Raw genomic sequence first — 18,947 nt, forward strand, 5'->3', positions numbered from 1 at the left:
TTAGTTTAATAAATAGACCAAAAAAGATGCTTAAGAAGGCATCTTTTTTCTTTGGAGAATTTATGAATAAATTGAAAGGAAAATATTAATTATAATATCTAAAATCTTCTACTAATTGCAATATTAATAAAATTTTTAAAATTTAAAAGGAATTTCTAATTTACAAAAATTATATGTTATAATGAAGTCATCACATTTATGGAGGATTGTTATTATGTTTTTAGGCCTAATGTATTCAAGAAAATTTACAGATAAAGCTCACGGCCCAATTGACTCTATATTTGCGACTAATTTTTTATAGGTATTATTAGCTCATCTTTTTGATGGGCTTTTTTAATTGGAGGAAGAATGGAAGATTTTTATTTTTGGAAGAATGAGGTGGCAGACTAATGTGTGGAGTTATAGGCATTTACTCACAAAAAGACGTAAGCAAAAAATTATTTTATGGACTTAATTCCCTTCAACACAGGGGACAAGAAGCATCAGGTATTTGTGTTTTTAATGGGGAGGACTTGATACTGGACAAGGGTATGGGACTTGTTTACGATCATTTTGATGATGAAAGCTTTTTGAAGTTAAAGGGAAATGTTGGGATTGGACACGTTCGTTATGCAACAGCAGGGGGATCTTATAGATACAACTCTCAACCCCTACTTGCCTTCTCAAAGAACAAGGAGTTTGCCCTTGCTCACAATGGAAACCTTGTTAACCACAAGTCCATTAGGGAAGAGCTTGAAGACGAAGGCATGCTTTTTCAAACTGCCATTGACACAGAGGTTATCCTTTCACTAGTTGCAAAATACTACCAAGGCGACATTGTGGAAGCAGTTAAAAAGACCATGGCAAGGATCAAGGGAGCCTACAGTGTTGTAATGCTTTTTGAAGATAAGCTTATTGCTTTTAGAGACCCAAATGGTTTTAGACCACTTTTAATTGGCAGGGCAAAAAACGGTGAAGTTATAATTGCATCTGAAAATGCTCCTCTTGAAATTATTGGAACTGACGCCATAAGAAATGTTGAGCCTTCAGAAATTATTGTTGTTGATAAGGATGGAATCCACTCAGACTTTTATGAAAAGGACGACAAGAAGCACTGCATCTTTGAATATGTTTACTTTGCAAGAACTGATGCCAACTTAGACGGAGTTAACTCCTACAATTTTAGGAGAAGATGTGGAGAAATTTTATCAAAGGAAGCTCCAGTTGATGCTGACCTTGTCATTGCAGTTCCAGACTCTGGTACACCGGGAGCCATGGGTTATGCCCAAGAATCAGGGATTCCTTTTGCAGAAGGTCTTGTTAAGAACAGGTATATGGGCAGGACTTTTATCAAGCCAACTGCTGAAGAAAGAGAACTTTCTGTAAAGTTAAAACTTAATCCTCTTGAAACAGTTTTAAAGGGAAAGAGAATTGTTCTTGTTGACGACTCTGTTGTAAGGGGAACAACTTCCAAAAATCTTATTAAGAGGATGAAAAAGGCTGGTGCCAAGGAAGTTCACATGAGGGTAGTTTCTCCTCCAGTAAAATTCCCTTGCTATTATGGAATAAACACCCCATCTAGGCAAAAACTTATTGCCGCAAATTATTCTGTGGAAGAAATGAGAGAAAGGATAGGAGCAGATTCCCTTGCCTTCATATCCATGGAGGGAATGCTAGATGCAACTTTGATGAAAGAAAATAAATTCTGCGAAGCCTGCTTTAATGGATCTTACGCAGTAGAGCCAAAGGAGTTAATTGAAGATGAAAAATAATGTTAAGAGAATTTATATCTGCAAGAAAAATGAATTTGACCACCAATCAAAGGCCCTAAGAGAAGAAATCAAAAATTCTCTTGGAATCGAAGCTACTTATATAAAAACTTATAGAAGATACGACATAGACATAAAGGATGAAAGCCTAGAAAAAACTTTGGCCAGTGTTTTTTATGAAGCTCCAGTAGAAGAAGTTTATTATGAAGACTACAAAAAGTTAGAAGAATCTTTTGAAAACCCAATTGGAATCCAATACCAACCAGGCCAATTTGACAACAGGGAAGACGGACTTATCCAAACCCTTGCCCTTTTCACTGACGAAAAACTAAGGGCCAAGGTCACAGAAGTTTATGACATTGGAGGAGTGAGCCAGGCTGACCTTGAAAAGATTAAGGCCTTCTTAATCAACCCAGTTGACTCTCAAGAAGTTGATGTTTATAAGGAAACTGAACTTAGAGAAGAGGCACAAGAAAACCACGAAAACCTAGTTTATGATGGTTTTAACAAGCTCGACAAGGATGGACTTGTTAAATTTGTTGAAGAAAAATCCCTTGCCATGAGTCCAGAAGACTTAGAAGTATTGCAAGACTACTTCAAGTCAGAAAACAGGGACCCAAATGAAACAGAAGTTGCAATAATTGATACTTACTGGTCTGACCACTGCAGGCACACAACTTTTAACACAGAACTTGATGTTGACTTTGGTGTTGTGACTGAGCTTGACAAGGAAATCAAAAGAGTCTTTGACGACTACCTAAAGATGAGAGAAGAGCTTGGAGTTAAAAAACCAATTACCTTAATGGGACTTGGCACAATTTTATCCAAGGAACTTAGAAAAAATGGAAAGCTAGAAGATTTAGAAGTTTCATCTGAAATAAATGCCTGCTCTGTAAAGATCAAGGCAAAGGTAGAAGTTGATGGCAAAGTAGAAGACCGTGACTACCTACTTATGTTTAAGAACGAAACCCACAACCACCCAACAGAAATCGAACCTGTTGGCGGTGCCTCAACTTGTCTTGGCGGTGCCATAAGAGACCCACTTTCTGGTAGGTCCTATGTTTACCAAGCCATGAGGGTAACAGGAGCAGGAGATCCTTTCACTCCAATTGAAGAAACTCTTGAAGGTAAATTACCACAAAAGAAAATTGTCACAGAAGCAGCTCTTGGCTACTCTTCTTATGGAAACCAAGTTGGAGTTGCAACTGGACTTGTTGACGAATTATACCACCCAGGCTATGTGGCAAAGAGGATGGAAACTGGTGCAGTTATAGCAGCTTGTCCTCTTGAAAATGTAAAGAGAATTGAACCAAGTGAAGGCGACGTAGTTATCCTTCTTGGTGGTAGAACTGGTAGGGACGGAATTGGTGGAGCAACAGGCTCATCAAAGTCCCACAATGTTTCTTCTATAGAAACAGAATCTGCCCAAGTCCAAAAGGGTAATGCCCCAGAAGAAAGAAAAATCCAAAGACTATTTAAAAATCCTGATGCAGCAAAATTAATCAAAAAATGTAACGACTTTGGTGCAGGTGGAGTTTCCGTTGCCATTGGTGAACTTGCTGACTCTATAGAAATCAAACTTGATAAGGTTCCACTAAAATACATGGGCCTAAAACCAAGAGAAATTGCAATTTCAGAATCTCAAGAGAGAATGGCAGTTGTTATCGACAAGGACGACGTAGACAAATTTATGGAACTTGCTGACAAGGAAAATCTTGAAGCAACAGTGGTTGCAAAAGTAACTGGCGACAATAGACTAAAGATGTACTACCAAGACGAACTTATCTGCGACATGAGTTACGACTTTGTAAACCAAACTGGTGCCAAAAGATTTGAAGAAGTTGAAGTTGTAAGCGAAGACCTTCCTAAATTCTTAAATAACAAAGACGGACTTGAAGACCTTGAAAAATATTTATCTGATTTAAATATAACTTCTAAGAAGAATATGATCGAACTCTTCGACTCATCAGTGGGAGCAGCAACAGTCCTACAACCTCTTGGAGGCAAAAAGCAAAATACACCAGCCCAAGTTATGGCAGCCCTAATCCCAATAGATGATGGCGAATCAAGGACAGCTTCAGTTATGTCCTATGGCTTTAATCCAAAATTATCTGAAGAATCACAATTCCTTGGAGGCTACTATGCAGTTATTGAATCAATTGCAAAACTTGTGGCAGCAGGAGCGCCAGTAGAAGGTATTAGACTTTCCTTCCAAGAATTTTATGAAAAGATGGACAACAAGAAGTCTTGGTCAAAACCACTTAAGTCACTTCTTGGAGCCCTAAAGGCATCAAGATTCTTTGACGCACCACCAATTGGGGGCAAGGACTCCATGAGTGGAAGCTTCGAAGACATAAATGTTCCACCAACACTAATTTCCTTCGCAGTAAATACTGCTGATGCAAAAAATATCATCAGTCCAGAATTTAAGGTCAAGGGCAAGATTGGTCTTATAAAAACAAAAAGAGATAATATTGGAGCGCTTGACCTAGATATGGCAAAGGAAAACTTCCTAAATCTACAAAAAGAAATTGAAGCTGGAAACATAATTTCTGCAGCAGCAATTACTCACAAGGGAAGCCTTCCACAAATTTTTGAAATGGCAATTGATAATGTTGGCTTTGACATAAGATTAGATGACCTTTATTCACCACTTTACGGATCTTTTATAGTTGAATACAAAGAAGACAGGGACTTCATAGAAAAACTTGGTGACTTCAAAGAAGATGAAATGATTGTAAATGGAGAGAAGTTAGATGTAGAAAAATTATCTAAGGCTTATCTCACAACAATGGATAAGATCTTCAAGCCACTTGACTCACATAAACTTGAAGACTTTGACCAAGCTAAGGCTCCAAAGAGAAGGATGAAATCCAAGAAGCCAGTTGATGAAGTCAAGGTTGTTATACCAGCCTTCCCTGGCACAAACTCAGAGTACGACACAGCAAGGGCCTTCGAGAGAGCAGGAGCAAAAGCTGAAGTTCTTGTATTTAGGAACAAGGACGAAAAAGCCCTTCAAGAATCACTTGATGAATTGGCAGAAAAAATTTCCAAGGCACAAATCCTTGCAATACCTGGAGGTTTCTCACTAGGAGACGAACCAGGAGGATCTGGTAAATTTATAGCCAATGTAATTAGGTCTGAAAAAGTTAAAAAGGCAATTGAAACTTTATTAGAAGAAAACGACGGACTTATACTTGGAATTTGTAACGGCTTCCAAGCCCTTGTTAAGACAGGACTTCTTCCTTACGGCAAGATCAAGGACCTTGAAGAAGATGATCCAACCCTAACTTACAACACTTGCTCAAGACACATTGCAAGAGTTGTGGACACAAGAGTTATTTCAAATAATTCACCATGGCTTGCAAGGCTAGAAGAAGGCAAAACTTACAAGGTGCCAATCTCCCATGGAGAAGGAAGATTTATTGCAAGTGAAGAAGTTATAAAGGACATCCTTGACAAGGAACAAGTTGCAATTTGTTATGAAGATGCGCCAAATGGTTCACTCTTAAATGTTGAAGCACTTATGTCAGAAGATGGAAAGATCCTTGGCAAGATGGGTCACAGTGAAAGATTTGTAGAGAATACTTTCAAGAACATTTTTGACATGGAACTTGAAGACATCTTCACTGCAGGAGTAGAATTCTTTAAAGAAGATTAATTAAAAAACAAATATAAAAATACCTAGGGGCTAGTTTTCTAGTCCCTTTAAAATACAAAAATTTAGGAGTATAATCTTATAAATAGACTTTTAAGAGGGGGAGAAAAATGTTACTAAAAGAGATTTTTGACGAGATAGATAAGAGACAAGATGAAATGGTGGACCACCGCCGCCACATTCACGAGAACCCAGAACTTTCCTTTGAAGAAGTAGAAACTGCAAAATACCTTGCCGACTACTACAAGGGCAAGGATGTGGAAGTCACAAAAAACATGGGAGGAAATGGACTAAGAGTTGTAATCGACACAGGAAAACCAGGCAAGACTATAGCCCTTAGGGCAGACTTTGATGCCCTACCAATCCAGGAAGAGACAGGACTTCCCTTTGCATCAAAAAATCCTGGAGTCATGCACGCTTGTGGCCACGATGCCCACACAGGCTACCTAATGGTCTTGGCAGACATCTTATTGGAAAAGAAGGAAAAGCTTAGGGGGAAGATTGTCATTATCCACCAACACGCAGAAGAGACACCTCCAGGAGGAGCAAAATCTATGATTGAAGCTGGAGTCCTAGATGGGGTTGACAATGTATTTGGAATTCACGTTATGTCAGCCATGGACTTTGGAGAAGTCCAATACCACAAGGGCAACACCCAAACAGGTAGGTCCAAGTTCTCAATCAAGTTCCAAGGGACAGGCGGACACGGGTCCATGCCCCACCTGGCAAATGACTCCATAGTTGCAGCATCACACTTTGTAACAGCAGTCCAAACTATTGTATCAAGAAGGCTCTCTCCCTTTGAAAACGGAGTTGTGACAATTGGGTCTTTTGAAGGTCAAGGAAGCTTTAATATAATCAAGGACTCTGTGAGACTTACAGGAGACATTAGGTCCATGACAGATGAAACAAGAGAAAAAATTGAAAGAGAAATAGATAGGATTGCAAGAGGAATTGGCGAAACCTTTGGCATGGAAGTAGAAGTAGAATGTAAAAGCGACTACCCAGTCCTCTACAATGACCCAGCCATGACAGACCTTGTAGTAGATGCAATTAAAGAAGCAGATATAAAAGAAGTCAAGAAAATTTATGACGGAGGACCGCAAACAGCATCAGAAGACTTTGCCTACTATGCTAAGGAAAGGCCATCATGCTTTTATTTCGTTGGAGCAAAGAAAGAAGATGCGCCCTATGCAAACCACAATCCAAAATTTGACATAAGAGAAGATGCCATGGTGATTTGTGCAAAGACAATGGCAGCAGTAGTAGTAAAGTATTTAATGGAAGACTGAGAAGTATAAAAGAGGAGCTTAGGGCTTCTCTTTTTGTGTTTCTAGGTAAGTTTTGGGTAAAGAAATAAATAAGGAGAAATATTATGAATAAAATTTACGATTACTTAAAAAAAGTTAAGGTATTTTACTTAGCGAGCCAAGATGGTGACCAAGCTCGCGTTAGACCCTTAGGTGCCCTTGCAGAATTTGAAGGTAGGATTTATATTGTGACATCAAAGGAAAAAGATGTTTACAAGCAAATCAAGAAAAACCCTAAGGTTGAAGTCACTGCCTTTGATGGCAAAACTTGGATAAGACTAACTGGTGTCCTAGAAGAAGATGACAGGATAGAAGCTAGAGAAGAAATGATGAAGCAAAACAAAGAGGCCCTAGAAAATATGTATTCAGTAGATGATGGCAAGATGACTGTCCTATATTTTAAAGAAGGCCAAGCAGTATTTTCAACTTTTGCAGGGGATAGGGAAGTAGTAGAAATTTAAGATTTAAAAAGATCTCCTATTAAGCTTAAATAATTTAAGTTTAAGATTATAGTTTCAAAAAAACAAAAATCAAGTTTGGGCAACTGAACTTGACTTTTTTATTACATTTAAGTTTTTTAAAATAAACTTATGTAGATTATTTTTATTTTATATTATAATTATTAAGATAGAAGAATTTTTCTTATTTTATAAAGGAGGATATTATGGATCCTGTTAAGAGAATTAGTGAGATGGAAAAGATTTTAAATGATCACAATGATTTGATTGTAGAACTTAGGGCTGCAATTGAAAAATTTGCTGACCATCAAGAAGAATATATGAAGCTGAGCAATTATTATAGCTCCCAAGAATATTTTGACGACTTGGAGAGATATGACAAGGGAGAATTGCCTGAAGATCTTCCATGTGGAGTTCTCTCTGAAGATGCTGTCTTTGACCTCTTTGGTGAAAACTTTAATATTGCCATTGATATGCTTGAGCTTGCAACTGAGGTAATTAAATACCGTTAAATAAGAAGCCGCAGGATTTTTTTCTCCTACGGCTTCTTTTAATGTCTTTAGTTAAAATTATTGCTCAAAAATTCTCTTATAGCACTGTTTATAAAACTTAGAACTATTGATGCCCAGAAGGCTGTTCCAAAGCTTCCTATGTGGGCTGTGGACACAAACTTAAAGGCAATGCTAAGGACTACTGCGTTAACAACCAGTGAGAATAGTCCAAGAGTTAAAAGTGTAATTGGGAAGGACAAAACCTTTAGGATTGGTTTTATTGTAAGGTTAACCAGTGAAAAGATTATTGCCATTGCCACAAAGGCACTTGTTTTTTCAAAATATACATTGCTAAACATTAGGTCTAGTAGGTAAAATGACAAGGCATTTGCCACTAGAGCGCCAAGTACTTTTTTCATGTCTTCCTCCTTTATGTATCTTGTATTTCTATTATACCACAGTGGGGTCTTTTATAATTTAAAATCTTAAAAAGAAAAATCGCAGACCAGGCTGCGACTTTTTTTATCTCTTATTCCATGCTGTAATTTTATCTAAATATGCTTTTAGTTCACTAACATCTTCTGGATTAAATACAGGGTCCTTACCTTCTTTAAGTTGTTTCATGTAGTCATTGTAAACGCCAACAGAAATCTTTCCTAAGAATATTAATACTATTAGGTTGATTACTGCCATGATTCCCATAAATACGTCTCCTGTGTTCCAAACAATGGAGAAGTCTCCAACACAACCAAGCACTACTGCTATAAGAACAATAACCCTGTAGATATTTAGGGCGTTCTTGCCAAGGTTTAGTTTTAAGATGTTGTTTTCTCCATAGTAATAGTTACCAACAATTGATGAGAAGGCAAACATCAATACACAAAATGTTAGGAAGTAGTTTGCCCAAGGTCCAACTTCATTTACAAGAGCTGCTTGTGTGATCTCTAGTCCTTGTAGGTCTGATGCATAGATTCCTTCTCCTGCTAGGATTATAACAAAGGCTGTTGCTGAGCAAACAAGGATTGTGTCAAGGTAAACTCCAAGTGCCTGGATAAGACCTTGTTTAGCAGGGTGAGATACGTCTGCTACTGCTGATGCATTTGGTACTGCACCCATGCCGGCTTCGTTGGAGAAAAGTCCACGTCTAATACCATTTAGGATTGCTGTTCCAAATAGAGCACCAAAGCCTGCCTTTAGGGAGAAGGCTCCTTCAAAGATTAGGCCAAACATGTGTGGCACTAGGGCAATATTTTTTATTACTATGAAAAGTACAACTGCCATATAAATAATTGCCATAAAAGGTACAAGTAAACTTGTTACATCGGCGATTCTTCTTAGTCCGCCAAAGATAATTAGTCCAGCTAGGATTATTAGACAAACTGCAACTATTCTTTTGTCAAGTCCAAAGGAAGAATTAAAGCCAGCTGCAATTGTGTTTGCTTGCATAGCGTTAAAGTTAATACCATAAACTAGGGCAATAACTATTGAGAATAGGGCTGCAAGTTTTGGTTTTCCAAGGGCTTTTTCCATGTAGAAGGCAGGTCCGCCCTTAAATGTTCCATCTGGATTTCTTTCTTTAAAAACTTGTCCAAGAGTATTTTCTACAAAAGAGGATGCTCCACCAATAAGGGCTGTTATCCACATCCAAAATACTGCACCAGGTCCACCAATAGATACTGCTGCGGCAACACCAACTATGTTACCAGTACCAATGTGGGAGGCAGCTGAAATAGTGAAGGCCTTAAAAGGTGAAATTGAGTTTTTGTCTTCTGCTGGTTTAGAGATTAATTTTATTGCGTGTCCAATATTTGATATTTGTCCACCCTTGATCTTGAAAGTGTAAAAAATTCCAATTCCAAGTAAAAGTGGTATAAGTAGGTATGTATAAATGCTGTCACTTAATAGACCAGTAGTCATTGAGAAGGCATCAGCATACATTTTTTGTCCAAGTAAATCTCCTATGTCATGTATAGTTTGTATTATTGTTCCCATAATTGCTCCTTATAAAAATATATTTAAGTTTAAGTCATTTGACAAAATCTTCAAGAGGTTTTTGCCGCGAATTGAGTTGCCCGACTTGTCAAGTCTTGGTGAGTAGGTGCAGATGCCGCACTTGCCAGGTACAATACCAAGTATTGCTCCACTGACCCCACTCTTTGATGGGATCCCCACATTTAATAGGAATTCCCCGCTTTCTTCGTACATCCCGCAGGATGCCATCTGTGCAAGGACAATCTTCACAGTTTCTCTTGAGATCATTTCATCTCCTGTCACGAGGTCAGATCCTCCATTTGCTAGGACTGCTCCAAGATGGGCAAGCTCACTTGCGTTAATACCTATAGAACAATTTCTTACATATAAGTCCAATACTTCATCAGCATTTAATGAAAAAATTTTCTTGCTCCTTAGGTAGTAGGCAATTGACTTATTTACATCAGTAGTTTCCATTTCAGAAGTGTAGACTTCTTTTAGGAAGCTAATATTTTCGCTGTCAGATAATTTTTTTACCAAATTCATAACTCTTTGGAATTTTTCGTCTACATCCTTACCCACAATAAGAGATGCAGTTGTTATTGCACCGGCATTGATCAGTGGGTTAGATGGCTTATCATCAATTGGTATCAAAGAGTTAAACTTGTATTTTGTTGGTTCTGTCCCAACTTTTGCCAAGACATCTTGTATTGTGTTGTCATTTAAAGCCATAATTAATGAAATGATCTTTGAAATGGATTGCATAGAAAAGACCTTGTCCACATCACCGAAGTTGTAGACATCTCCTGTTGTAGTAACAATAGATAGGGCAAAGCCATTAGGGTCCACATTGGCAAGCTCTGGTATGTATGTTGCAAGCTCACCTTGACCAATGAATCTCTCACTTTTTTTAATTGACTTTTCAATTTTTTCAACAATATCTTCTCTCTTTAAAAACATAATTCACCTCCTTTTGTTTAGCTCGGAAATTTATTATAACACAAAAATGAAATCGATACCAAAAAACTTTTGTTAAAGTCTTAAAGATAAGCTTTTATAAAGTCGGTTAAAAATATAATAAACAAAGGGAATGTGTGATAGAATAATTTTATAAAAAGATCTAAGGAGATGATTTAATGAGAAAGTACAATTACGGATCTATTCTATTAATACTTATTGTCAATGCAATAATTGCTGGAATCTTGCAAAATATTGCTGACGGTAACTTGTCATTTTTAAGTGGCTTTGTGGCTTTTATTTTTGACTACATAATTTGCAGGGGACTTCTTTATAACAGGGAAGGAAGCTTTTCTGAATATTTCAGGGGAATAAAGACCATGACAGGCAAGGTATTTTTGATGAATATCTTGGTGGGAGCCATTGCTGTAATCCTAGTTTTGTTAGCAACTCTCTTATCAGGTGCAGGCTCCATAGTATTTTATGGTTTTACAAGTATTGACAGTAACAAGGTTGTCATAAGCTTAATAGTTTTATATGTCCTAGTAATGATTTTTACGTCTCTTATTTTTGCCTACATGAATTTCTTTATGGCAGACGAGAGATACAGGGACCTTTCCTTTTTTGACAGCTTAAAGCTTATTATAAAGGCAGGTATAAAATTATTTTCAGAAAGCTTTATGGCAGGTCTTAGAGCCTATAAGATCAGTTTAATCTTAGGAGCGATAGGATTTATTCCTGGAATTTTTTCACTACAAAATATAGAGCCCTTTACTGCAATTATTTTTATAGCCTTGGTTATAGCTTTTGTCGCATTCTTCCTCTGCACACCAGTTTTCCGTGCCAGCCTATCTGACATTTACATGGACAGGTCAGAAGAAATTTATGAGGAATTCATGAGAGATAAAAATTTTAAGGGATAATAAAGAAGACTTTTATTTTATCTTCCTTGGTCTAATTATAGTTATCCTCTTGGTAATTTTTAGGGGAAAATCAAAATTCATTGGGGACTTCGACTTAATTAATCCCAATGTTTTTGATTATGTTTATTTATAAAGAAGATTTCCTAAGCTTATGAATAATTAGAAATTTTACACCTGGGTAAAAGTCCTATAAGGGCAAATTAATTTGTGATAGAATAACTTTATAAAAAGATCTAAGGAGATGGTTTAATGAGAAAGTACAATTACGGATCTATTATCTTAATACTTATTGTCAATGCAATAATTTCTGGAATTTTGCAAAATATTGCTGACGGCAACTTATCAATTCTAAGTGGCTTTGTAGCCTTTATTTTTGACTACATAATTTGCAGGGGACTTCTTTATAACAGGGAAGGGAGCTTTTCTGATTATTTTAGAGGCATAAAGACTATGACAGGCAAGGTCTTTTTGATGAATATCTTGGTGGGAGCCATTACTGTAGTCTTACTTACCCTTGCCGCACTTGCATCAGGCGCAGGATTTTTATTATTTTCTGACTATGCAATTAAAGACACCAAGATTGTAATAAGCTTAATAGTTTTATTTACCCTAGTAATGATTTTCACATCTCTTATTTTTGCCTACCTGAATTTCTTCATGGCAGATGAGAGATATAGGGACCTGACCTTTTTTGACAGCCTTAAGCTTATAGTAAAGGCAGGTATAAAATTATTTTCAGAAAGCTTTATGGCAGGTGTGGAGGCCTATAAGATTACTTTAATATGTGGAGTAGTTGCTTTCATTTCGCTTATTTTTGTCATGAAAGGAATGGAGATTCTTTCTATTTTAGCAATTATATTTGGAGTAATTGCAGCTATCGCCTTCTTCTTCTGTACACCACCCTTCCGTGCAAGCCTATCTGACATTTACATGGACAGGGCAGAGGAAATTTACAATGAAGTTATAGGATGTGAAGATTAAAAAAAGAAGTCACTTCAATGTGGCTTCTTTTTTCATTTCATTAGTAGTGGCTTATGTCCTCAACTGTTTCCAAAGTACCCAGATAATCACCAGCTTCATCATAAACTGCAAGGTACTTAACTAAGACTTTCTTTCCCTTAATGTCTTTACATATAACTAAACGATCTCTCTTCTTGCTCTTAAAATCATCAAGCAAGGACTTCACCATTGGCACAACTTTTGGAGGATGACAAGAAGTTACATCTCTATTTAAACAAGACTTAGGTCTAGGAAAAATTTTGTCCTTTCCCTCAGAATAATACCTAACAAAGTCATCCTTATCTATAAAGGTTAGCTCTACATCAATGGTCCTAAAAATTTGAAGGGCTTCCTTTATCTTTAAACTTCCAGTTTCGAATTCAAGACTTCCATAAGAATTTTCTTCCTTTGGTAGGATTTCTTTGGGTTTGTAGTCCTTCCAAAGCGGGAAATCATCCACTAGGTCTAGTCCATATTCTCCAAAGTCGCCATAGATTTTATTCCACTCTTCTTCTGTGAAGTTTTCTTTTAAAAGTGGGAAGAGGATATTCTCTTCCTTATATATCATTTCATAGATCCTATCTAAAACCTTATTTAAGTTTTCCTCATTATAAGAATTTGCTTTTACAATATGTGACAGGTCACTTCTTATTTCATCATCGACAGCCCACATAACATCACTGGGACCAATAATATCATATTTAGTTTTCAAAAGGGGATAAATAAGTCCAGCCTTTTTGCCGTAATGAGAATTTATTTTTAAAAGCTCTCTTATCTTAGCTAACTTGTCTTTGCTATTTTTGACTTCATCAGCTAAAAATTTAATTTTTTTATTTTCTATACTTAGGATATTTAGAGGATGACCTGGAATTTTTCCCAAATCCTTTTGACTCTCATCTACAATATTACTTTCGTGGAAAAGTGCAGAATGTATATCGCAAAGTTTTTGGACTTTTTCTAGGGGAAGGCCACTCATAATTAGTTCTTGTTCAGCATCAACTATTTCCTTTGAAGAGACATCCTTAAAATTTTTTACAAAATCACTTCTAACAGCTTCCAAGTCTTCGCCCTTAGAAAGTCTTTCGATATAGGATTTTAAGAGACTAAGTCTATCATTATCTTCTTTGGAATCATCACTAACATTTTCAACATCAACTAGATTAAAGCCTTCTTCTCTCAACTTCTCTTTAATTAAATCCAAGTCTATATTTTTTATTTCGGCTCCTTTTTTTATTGAAACCATTTTTCCAACAGTAGAAAGGGCTAGGGGATTTGTAATTTCAATAAAACCTAAATCCTTTAAAATGTTTTTTAAATTTGGAAATTTTTCAATGAGATTTGCTACAGGTTCGTCTACGTTTATGTTCTTCATATTTCCTCCTAAAATTTTGTTAGGCATATTATACCCATTATTAGAAAATATTTATTAAATTTAATCAAATAAAAAGAGACTCTGTCGAGCCTCTAGACTTTATTTAGCTTCTAAAATCAAAGCTCTTATTAACTTGTAAATAGCTACAAGGCAGATATAGATAAAGATGCTTAAGAAAGGGTCCTTTGTGTAAGTAACAAGTCCCAGTCCAAGAAGTATGCTTATTAAACTCCCTAAAAATTTTTTATTTTTCATGTTTATCCTCCTTGTCAAATTTTTATGTAGTTAGTAAGATATTATCTTATTAATTAATATATACCTAAATAAAAGAATTTTAAAGGATAAAGATTTAATCTGTTAAAGAATATTAAAAATTTGTAAAAATTCCTTCTTTAAAAATAATTTTTACAATTAAATGTTATCATAGATAGATGGAGGAATTATGTTAATTAATTTTTTTAACGGGATGGTCATGGCAATAGCCGACTCTGTGCCTGGGGTCAGCGGGGGAACCCTTGCCTTCATCCTAGGTTTTTATGATAAATTTATAGATAATTTGCACGAATTTTTTGGAGGTCAAAGGGAAAAGAGGAAAGAAGCCTTTAAGTATCTTTTTAATCTCGGTCTAGGTTGGCTCTTTGGCCTCTTATTGAGTATTTTTTTCCTGTCAGAACTTTTTCAAAAGGAAATATACTTTATGACTTCAGTCTTTCTTGGATTGACCCTCATGTCACTTCCCTTTCTAATCTCCAGCGAGATAAAGATTTTAAGGGACAATAAAGAAGAATTTTATTTTATTTTTATTGGTCTAATTATAGTTATCCTCTTGGTAATTTTTAAGGGAAAATCAAAATTCATTGGTGACTTCGACTTAATCAATCCCAATGTCTTTGACTATGTTTATTTATTCTTAGCAGGTGGACTTGCAATATCTGCCATGGTCTTGCCAGGGATCTCTGGGTCATCAATTCTTCTCATAGCAGGAGTTTACATACCTGTGGTGGAAGCCCTAGGAGAGGTCATGAGGTTTAACTTCGACAAGCTAATGCCCCTTGTGGTCATGGCCCTTGGAGTATTCTTTGGTATTTTAATGTCCATAAGGATTATAAGAGAAAGGCTGAGAAAAAATCGTGACAAGATGATGTATCTAATTCTTGGTATGATAATAGGGTCTCTTTATGCAATTGTCATGGGCCCCACAACTCTTGGGGGAAATCCACCATTAAATTTATATAATTTTTCAATCCCTGGATTTTTCTTGGGAATTTTAATCTTGTTTATATTAGAATTTATTAGAATATTAAGACTTAAAGAAGAAAAGAAGACTGGTAATTAATCAGTCTTCTTTATTTTTTTCCACTAATTCTATTAAATTGTCATTGGTCATTAGGTTTTTAGAGTAGTCGATACAAATCTTGGCCCAGTCCGATTCCTTCTTTGCTTGGTCAAGGGGAAGGGGCCTTCTCGTCTTCCTGTCAATTAATCTGGAATTTTCAAAAACTCCGTCACGAGAGTATTCGAAGACCTGGTCCCTATTTATATAGGAACCCTTTAAGAGGTAGGTTTGGGGATAGACTGCGTTGTTTTCTATTTCCTTGCCCCAACCAAGAAGGTCAATACCAAATGTAGGGATGTCACTTCTGTCCCAGCCCATGAGATTTAAGATAGTGGGATAGAGGTCAAGTTGTGAGCCAACATTGTGTCTTGTAATATTTTTATTAAAGTCAGGGACATGGATGACAAGGGGGATATTCATCATGTCGTCGTAGTCAATTTCACGTCCCAGCCACCTCTCCATGGACTCCTTATCCTTTTCCTTGTTAAGGGTGTAGGCGTGGTGGTCTCCGTAAATAATTACTACAGTCTTATCTAGGATGCCAGATTTTTCTAGCTTGCCAAAAAATTCTTCCATGGCCCTGTCGGTGTATCGAGCACAGGAAATATAATCGTAGACAAAGTCCGTCTTATCATCAGCTTCTTTTGGAATCTCACGCAAGTTTTCTGGCAGATTGTAGGGAGTGTGGGTTGTAAGTGTTACCATAAGGGCAAAAAATTTCTTCCCTTCATCTTCAATCTCTTTTATCTTGTCAAAGGACTGATCAAAGAAGGACTTGTCTGATAGGCCCATCATGACTTGGTCAGTCTGGTCATAAGTCTCCCCAAGATAAATCCTGTCAAAGTCAAAATTTTTATAGATTTCTTGGCGATTATAAAACTTGCCTGTGTTGCCGTGCATGGCTAGAGTTTCATAGCCCATCTTTTTGGCAATCTTTGGCAGTCCATAAGTTTTCTTGTCCTTGTAGACAGAATAGGCCTGACCGTCAAGGGTAGGATAGACAGATGTCATGGAGACGAACTCAGCATCAGATGTGTTGCCAAAGCCTAGGAGTTCAAAATAATTATTAAAATAGATAGAACCCTGCTTCTTTATCAAGGAGTTTAGGAAGGGAGTCACCTCTTCTCCATTATAGGTCCTATTGACCACGGCATTTTGCAGGGACTCACATTGGATAAAAATTATATTTTTGTCCTGGGCAAGTCCTGTAAATTCATTGGATTTAAATCCTCGAAAAGAAAAGTATTTTTTTATGTCAGTCTTTTCTAGGGACTTGGCATCTTGCCTGGCTTCCACTCTTGTGTAAAGAGGAGATAAAAAAGTTGAAGTATAGACTTCTGTTCCCCTTAGGGGCTTTATAAAAAGTCCAGGTAAGATGAGGATGGCAAAAAATACTCCAAGTTCTTTATAAAATCTTTTCTTATTAAAGGCTTCTTCCCAATAATATTTTTTTATCAGGTAGGCAAGGCCTAGGCCAGCTAAAATTATGAGGAAGTAGGCAGGAGAAAAATCCTTGAAAATCACAGGTAGAACTCCGCCAGCTTCTCTTGCAAGCCCAATCCTTCCAAATATATCAAAGGAATGGAACTCCCTAAAGTAGATGGAAAGGCCAATCTTTAAAAATACAATTAAGCCCACCACAGTGTATTTATAATTTTTCTTGGGATATAGATTTAAAAGAATATAGTCGAGACGACCTGTCAAGATAATAGAAATAATCAATATGTAAAGGCCCTTGTCGCCTGTGGGGCTTCCAAGAGAAGTCCTATAGAAAATAAGATTTATAATAAGAAATAAAGTTTTTGTAAGATTTTTAAAGTGTTTTTCCATTTGGTCCTCGTCCTTAATAATAAGCTTAAGGAAATTATAAATTAATAGGACTTTTTAAGCAAGAAAAAACCAGCCCTAGGCTGGTATGACTTTATATACTTTTTCTATTAAAGGTATCCCAATCTGATAAGTCGCCAGCCTCGTAACCCTTCTTGAACCAACGAACCCTATCTTCGCTGGATCCGTGGGTAAAGGACTCTGGCTTTACATAGCCTTGTGCCTTCTTTTGGATTGTGTCGTCCCCTATGGACCAAGCAGCTGATACTGCCTCTTCAATGTCGCCTGGGTCAAGATAGCCCTTGTCCTTTTGGTATCTTGCCACAACTCCTGCCAGGTAATCGGCTTGGAGCTCAAGCCTAACTGTTAGGGCATTTCTTTCTTTTTTCAGACATCTGACTTGCAAGCTCTTGGTATTGTTTCATTATTCCAGTAACTTCTTGGACATGGTGACCAACCTCGTGACTAATAACATAGGAGAGGATAAAGTCTCCTTCGTCAGCCCCAAAGTCTCTTATCAGTGAGTCGTAAAAGGAAAGGTCCATGTAGATAGTCTCATCACGTGAGCAGTAGAAGGGTCCCATGCCTGAGTTGGCAATACCACAACCACTTTTTACTTGGCCCTTGAAGATTTCCATCTTGGGCTCCCTATACCTTATTCCTTCTTTTTCTAAAATTTCGTGCCAAGCATCTTCGGTGTCAGCCAAGACAACTGATGAATAATCGTAGAGAGTTTGCTCCCTATCAGACAGTTGGTATTCCTGTTGAGAGTTTTGGACTCCCCCGCCTAGACCTGACCTAATAGCATCTCTTGGACTTCCTGTTATTAAAAAAACTATAAGTGCAATTATAAGTCCTCCGCCACCAAGGGCAACACCGCCACCCTTAGACCTGGAAACATTTGAACTTTTTCTTCTACCTTGCCATTTCATAATATCCCTCCAAGGCTTTTTTACCCAAATTAAGGAGAGATTATTGGAAAACATTTAAAGATTTACTATAATAAAATATAAGTGATGAATTATGAAAAAATTATTTATAATAAGTTCCAAGTCGGGCAGGGGCCGTGACAAAAACTTTGAGAGGGAACTTTTAAAATATTTTAAGGAAGACGAAATTAAAATTACAGAAAAGCCTGGGGACACAATCTCTTTTGCAGAAGACTTTAGGGATAGTGGCGGCGACCTCCTCTTTATAAAGGGAGGAGACGGTGCCTTATCAGAAGTTGCTAGTGTATTAAGGGGAAGTGAGACAGCCCTTGGACTTGTACCAGGTGGAACGGGCAACGACTTTTCCAAGAACTTCAGGCCCTTTGATCTTTCAAATATTTTAAATTATGAAATATCGCCCATTGATTTAGTAGAAGTAAATGGAAAGACTTGCATAAATGTAACCAGCCTTGGCTTTGACACCAATGTCTTGAAGTACGCCTATGACCTCATGAGGAGGAAGGATATATCAGGCAAGCTTGCCTACCTCTACGGAGTTATAAAGAGCGTGGCGAATTTAGAAATTGTAAATTTAAAAATTTCTTATTGGGACGAAGATAATATAGAAAGAGAAAGCAAAGGGAGATTTTTGGTATCCGCCCTTTGCAACGGGTCCTATTATGGAAATGGATTTAATCCCTCACCAAGGGGAAGGCTTGATGATGGGCTCTTGAACTTAATTTTGGCTAATGAAATGGGGCCAAGGGGGATAATAAAATTATTTTTATCTTATCGGAAGGGGACCCACCTGGGAAAACCTGGAGTGAGAGAAATCATTACAAGGTCTGGAGTAATTTCATCAGACCGAGAATTTTTATATAATATTGACGGAGAAATTTATAGGGCAAGGGAGATAGACTACAAGGTCTTGCCCAAGGCTTTAAAGTGGATTTATTTTAAGGAGTGAG

17 protein-coding genes are annotated in these 18,947 nt (G+C 37.0%); 9 read left to right on the forward strand and 8 right to left on the reverse strand.

From position 1 onward, the window contains the following. Positions 1 to 389: 389 nt before the first annotated feature. The 5 genes from purF (at position 390) to I6I93_RS05140 (ending at position 7,686) form a co-directional block, all read left to right on the forward strand. Positions 390 to 1,751 (forward strand): amidophosphoribosyltransferase, encoded by a 1,362-nt coding sequence (purF, locus tag I6I93_RS05120; protein WP_112889690.1) that lies wholly within the window; start codon positions 390 to 392, stop codon positions 1,749 to 1,751. Next, the gene (locus I6I93_RS05125; RefSeq protein ID WP_112889691.1) at positions 1,741 to 5,409 is read left to right on the forward strand and encodes a phosphoribosylformylglycinamidine synthase; all 3,669 of its coding nucleotides are present in this window, start codon (positions 1,741 to 1,743) and stop codon (positions 5,407 to 5,409) included. Before purF ends, I6I93_RS05125 begins: the two co-directional genes overlap by 11 nt. Positions 5,410 to 5,516: 107 nt before the next feature. Next, positions 5,517 to 6,698, forward strand: a complete 1,182-nt coding sequence (locus tag I6I93_RS05130; protein WP_112889692.1) for an amidohydrolase — start codon at positions 5,517 to 5,519, stop codon at positions 6,696 to 6,698. Positions 6,699 to 6,781: 83 nt separating this feature from the next. Beyond that, positions 6,782 to 7,177 (forward strand): pyridoxamine 5'-phosphate oxidase family protein, encoded by a 396-nt coding sequence (locus I6I93_RS05135; protein WP_112889693.1) that lies wholly within the window; start codon positions 6,782 to 6,784, stop codon positions 7,175 to 7,177. Positions 7,178 to 7,380: 203 nt separating this feature from the next. Next, a complete protein-coding gene (locus I6I93_RS05140) occupies positions 7,381 to 7,686 on the forward strand; it encodes a DUF4298 domain-containing protein (RefSeq protein ID WP_112889694.1) in 306 nt (101 codons plus the stop codon). A gap of 47 nt (positions 7,687 to 7,733) precedes the next feature. Here the strand turns inward: I6I93_RS05140 and I6I93_RS05145 are convergent, their stop codons facing one another. The 3 genes from I6I93_RS05145 to glsA all read right to left on the reverse strand — a co-directional run bounded on the left by I6I93_RS05145 (position 7,734) and on the right by glsA (position 10,596). Continuing rightward, positions 7,734 to 8,084: a phage holin family protein gene (locus tag I6I93_RS05145; RefSeq protein WP_112889695.1), complete on the reverse strand. Its 351-nt coding sequence runs from the start codon at positions 8,082 to 8,084 to the stop codon at positions 7,734 to 7,736. A gap of 103 nt (positions 8,085 to 8,187) precedes the next feature. Further along, positions 8,188 to 9,657 carry an alanine/glycine:cation symporter family protein gene (locus tag I6I93_RS05150; protein ID WP_112889696.1) on the reverse strand — a complete coding sequence of 490 codons (1,470 nt, stop codon included), beginning with the start codon at positions 9,655 to 9,657 and terminating at the stop codon, positions 8,188 to 8,190. Positions 9,658 to 9,666: 9 nt separating this feature from the next. Then, positions 9,667 to 10,596, reverse strand: coding sequence for a glutaminase A (gene glsA / locus I6I93_RS05155; RefSeq protein ID WP_112889697.1), 930 nt, complete (start codon positions 10,594 to 10,596; stop codon positions 9,667 to 9,669). A 176-nt stretch (positions 10,597 to 10,772) separates the two neighbouring features. On the opposite strand from glsA, the gene I6I93_RS05160 reads away from it, so the two are divergent. Both I6I93_RS05160 and I6I93_RS05165 read left to right on the forward strand, forming a co-directional pair. Next, positions 10,773 to 11,516 (forward strand): hypothetical protein, encoded by a 744-nt coding sequence (locus I6I93_RS05160; protein ID WP_112889698.1) that lies wholly within the window; start codon positions 10,773 to 10,775, stop codon positions 11,514 to 11,516. Positions 11,517 to 11,765: 249 nt separating this feature from the next. Next, on the forward strand, positions 11,766 to 12,497 hold the full coding sequence (locus I6I93_RS05165) for a hypothetical protein (RefSeq protein WP_112889699.1): 732 nt from the start codon (positions 11,766 to 11,768) through the stop codon (positions 12,495 to 12,497). Between the two features lie 40 nt (positions 12,498 to 12,537). On the opposite strand, the gene I6I93_RS05170 is transcribed toward I6I93_RS05165, so the two are convergent. Next, the gene (locus I6I93_RS05170; protein ID WP_112889700.1) at positions 12,538 to 13,887 is read right to left on the reverse strand and encodes a DUF438 domain-containing protein; all 1,350 of its coding nucleotides are present in this window, start codon (positions 13,885 to 13,887) and stop codon (positions 12,538 to 12,540) included. A gap of 99 nt (positions 13,888 to 13,986) precedes the next feature. Continuing rightward, complete coding sequence (locus I6I93_RS05175; RefSeq protein ID WP_172605459.1) at positions 13,987 to 14,142, reverse strand: hypothetical protein; 156 nt, start codon at positions 14,140 to 14,142, stop codon at positions 13,987 to 13,989. Between the two features lie 187 nt (positions 14,143 to 14,329). Between I6I93_RS05175 and I6I93_RS05180 the strand changes: the two genes are divergently transcribed. Further along, on the forward strand, positions 14,330 to 15,223 hold the full coding sequence (locus tag I6I93_RS05180; RefSeq protein WP_112889701.1) for a DUF368 domain-containing protein: 894 nt from the start codon (positions 14,330 to 14,332) through the stop codon (positions 15,221 to 15,223). On the opposite strand, the gene I6I93_RS05185 is transcribed toward I6I93_RS05180, so the two are convergent. The 3 genes from I6I93_RS05185 to I6I93_RS05190 form a co-directional block, all read right to left on the reverse strand. Continuing rightward, on the reverse strand, positions 15,224 to 17,053 hold the full coding sequence (locus tag I6I93_RS05185) for an LTA synthase family protein (protein WP_112889702.1): 1,830 nt from the start codon (positions 17,051 to 17,053) through the stop codon (positions 15,224 to 15,226). A gap of 91 nt (positions 17,054 to 17,144) precedes the next feature. After that, a complete protein-coding gene (locus I6I93_RS09215; RefSeq protein WP_407673022.1) occupies positions 17,145 to 17,375 on the reverse strand; it encodes a neutral zinc metallopeptidase in 231 nt (76 codons plus the stop codon). A gap of 34 nt (positions 17,376 to 17,409) precedes the next feature. Next, positions 17,410 to 17,982: a neutral zinc metallopeptidase gene (locus I6I93_RS05190; RefSeq protein WP_236587155.1), complete on the reverse strand. Its 573-nt coding sequence runs from the start codon at positions 17,980 to 17,982 to the stop codon at positions 17,410 to 17,412. A gap of 91 nt (positions 17,983 to 18,073) precedes the next feature. Here I6I93_RS05190 and I6I93_RS05195 point away from each other — a divergent pair, with 91 nt between their 5' ends. Continuing rightward, positions 18,074 to 18,946, forward strand: coding sequence for a diacylglycerol/lipid kinase family protein (locus I6I93_RS05195; RefSeq protein WP_112889703.1), 873 nt, complete (start codon positions 18,074 to 18,076; stop codon positions 18,944 to 18,946). Position 18,947: the final 1 nt, after the last annotated feature.

Origin of the sequence: Peptoniphilus harei, assembly GCF_016726485.1 — a bacterium.
GTDB classification, from domain to species: domain Bacteria; phylum Bacillota; class Clostridia; order Tissierellales; family Peptoniphilaceae; genus Peptoniphilus_A; species Peptoniphilus_A harei.

Bases quoted from the DNA above. Each gene is read 5' to 3' on its own strand.
- purF (WP_112889690.1), top strand. From the start codon at position 390: ATGTGTGGAGTTATAGGCATTTACTCACAAAAAGACGTAAGCAAAAAA.
- I6I93_RS05125 (WP_112889691.1), top strand. From the start codon at position 1,741: ATGAAAAATAATGTTAAGAGAATTTATATCTGCAAGAAAAATGAATTT.
- I6I93_RS05130 (WP_112889692.1), top strand. From the start codon at position 5,517: ATGTTACTAAAAGAGATTTTTGACGAGATAGATAAGAGACAAGATGAA.
- I6I93_RS05135 (WP_112889693.1), top strand. From the start codon at position 6,782: ATGAATAAAATTTACGATTACTTAAAAAAAGTTAAGGTATTTTACTTA.
- I6I93_RS05140 (WP_112889694.1), top strand. From the start codon at position 7,381: ATGGATCCTGTTAAGAGAATTAGTGAGATGGAAAAGATTTTAAATGAT.
- I6I93_RS05145 (WP_112889695.1), bottom strand. From the start codon at position 8,084: ATGAAAAAAGTACTTGGCGCTCTAGTGGCAAATGCCTTGTCATTTTAC.
- I6I93_RS05150 (WP_112889696.1), bottom strand. From the start codon at position 9,657: ATGGGAACAATAATACAAACTATACATGACATAGGAGATTTACTTGGA.
- glsA (WP_112889697.1), bottom strand. From the start codon at position 10,596: ATGTTTTTAAAGAGAGAAGATATTGTTGAAAAAATTGAAAAGTCAATT.
- I6I93_RS05160 (WP_112889698.1), top strand. From the start codon at position 10,773: ATGAGAAAGTACAATTACGGATCTATTCTATTAATACTTATTGTCAAT.
- I6I93_RS05165 (WP_112889699.1), top strand. From the start codon at position 11,766: ATGAGAAAGTACAATTACGGATCTATTATCTTAATACTTATTGTCAAT.
- I6I93_RS05170 (WP_112889700.1), bottom strand. From the start codon at position 13,887: ATGAAGAACATAAACGTAGACGAACCTGTAGCAAATCTCATTGAAAAA.
- I6I93_RS05175 (WP_172605459.1), bottom strand. From the start codon at position 14,142: ATGAAAAATAAAAAATTTTTAGGGAGTTTAATAAGCATACTTCTTGGA.
- I6I93_RS05180 (WP_112889701.1), top strand. From the start codon at position 14,330: ATGTTAATTAATTTTTTTAACGGGATGGTCATGGCAATAGCCGACTCT.
- I6I93_RS05185 (WP_112889702.1), bottom strand. From the start codon at position 17,053: ATGGAAAAACACTTTAAAAATCTTACAAAAACTTTATTTCTTATTATA.
- I6I93_RS05190 (WP_236587155.1), bottom strand. From the start codon at position 17,982: ATGAAATGGCAAGGTAGAAGAAAAAGTTCAAATGTTTCCAGGTCTAAG.
- I6I93_RS05195 (WP_112889703.1), top strand. From the start codon at position 18,074: ATGAAAAAATTATTTATAATAAGTTCCAAGTCGGGCAGGGGCCGTGAC.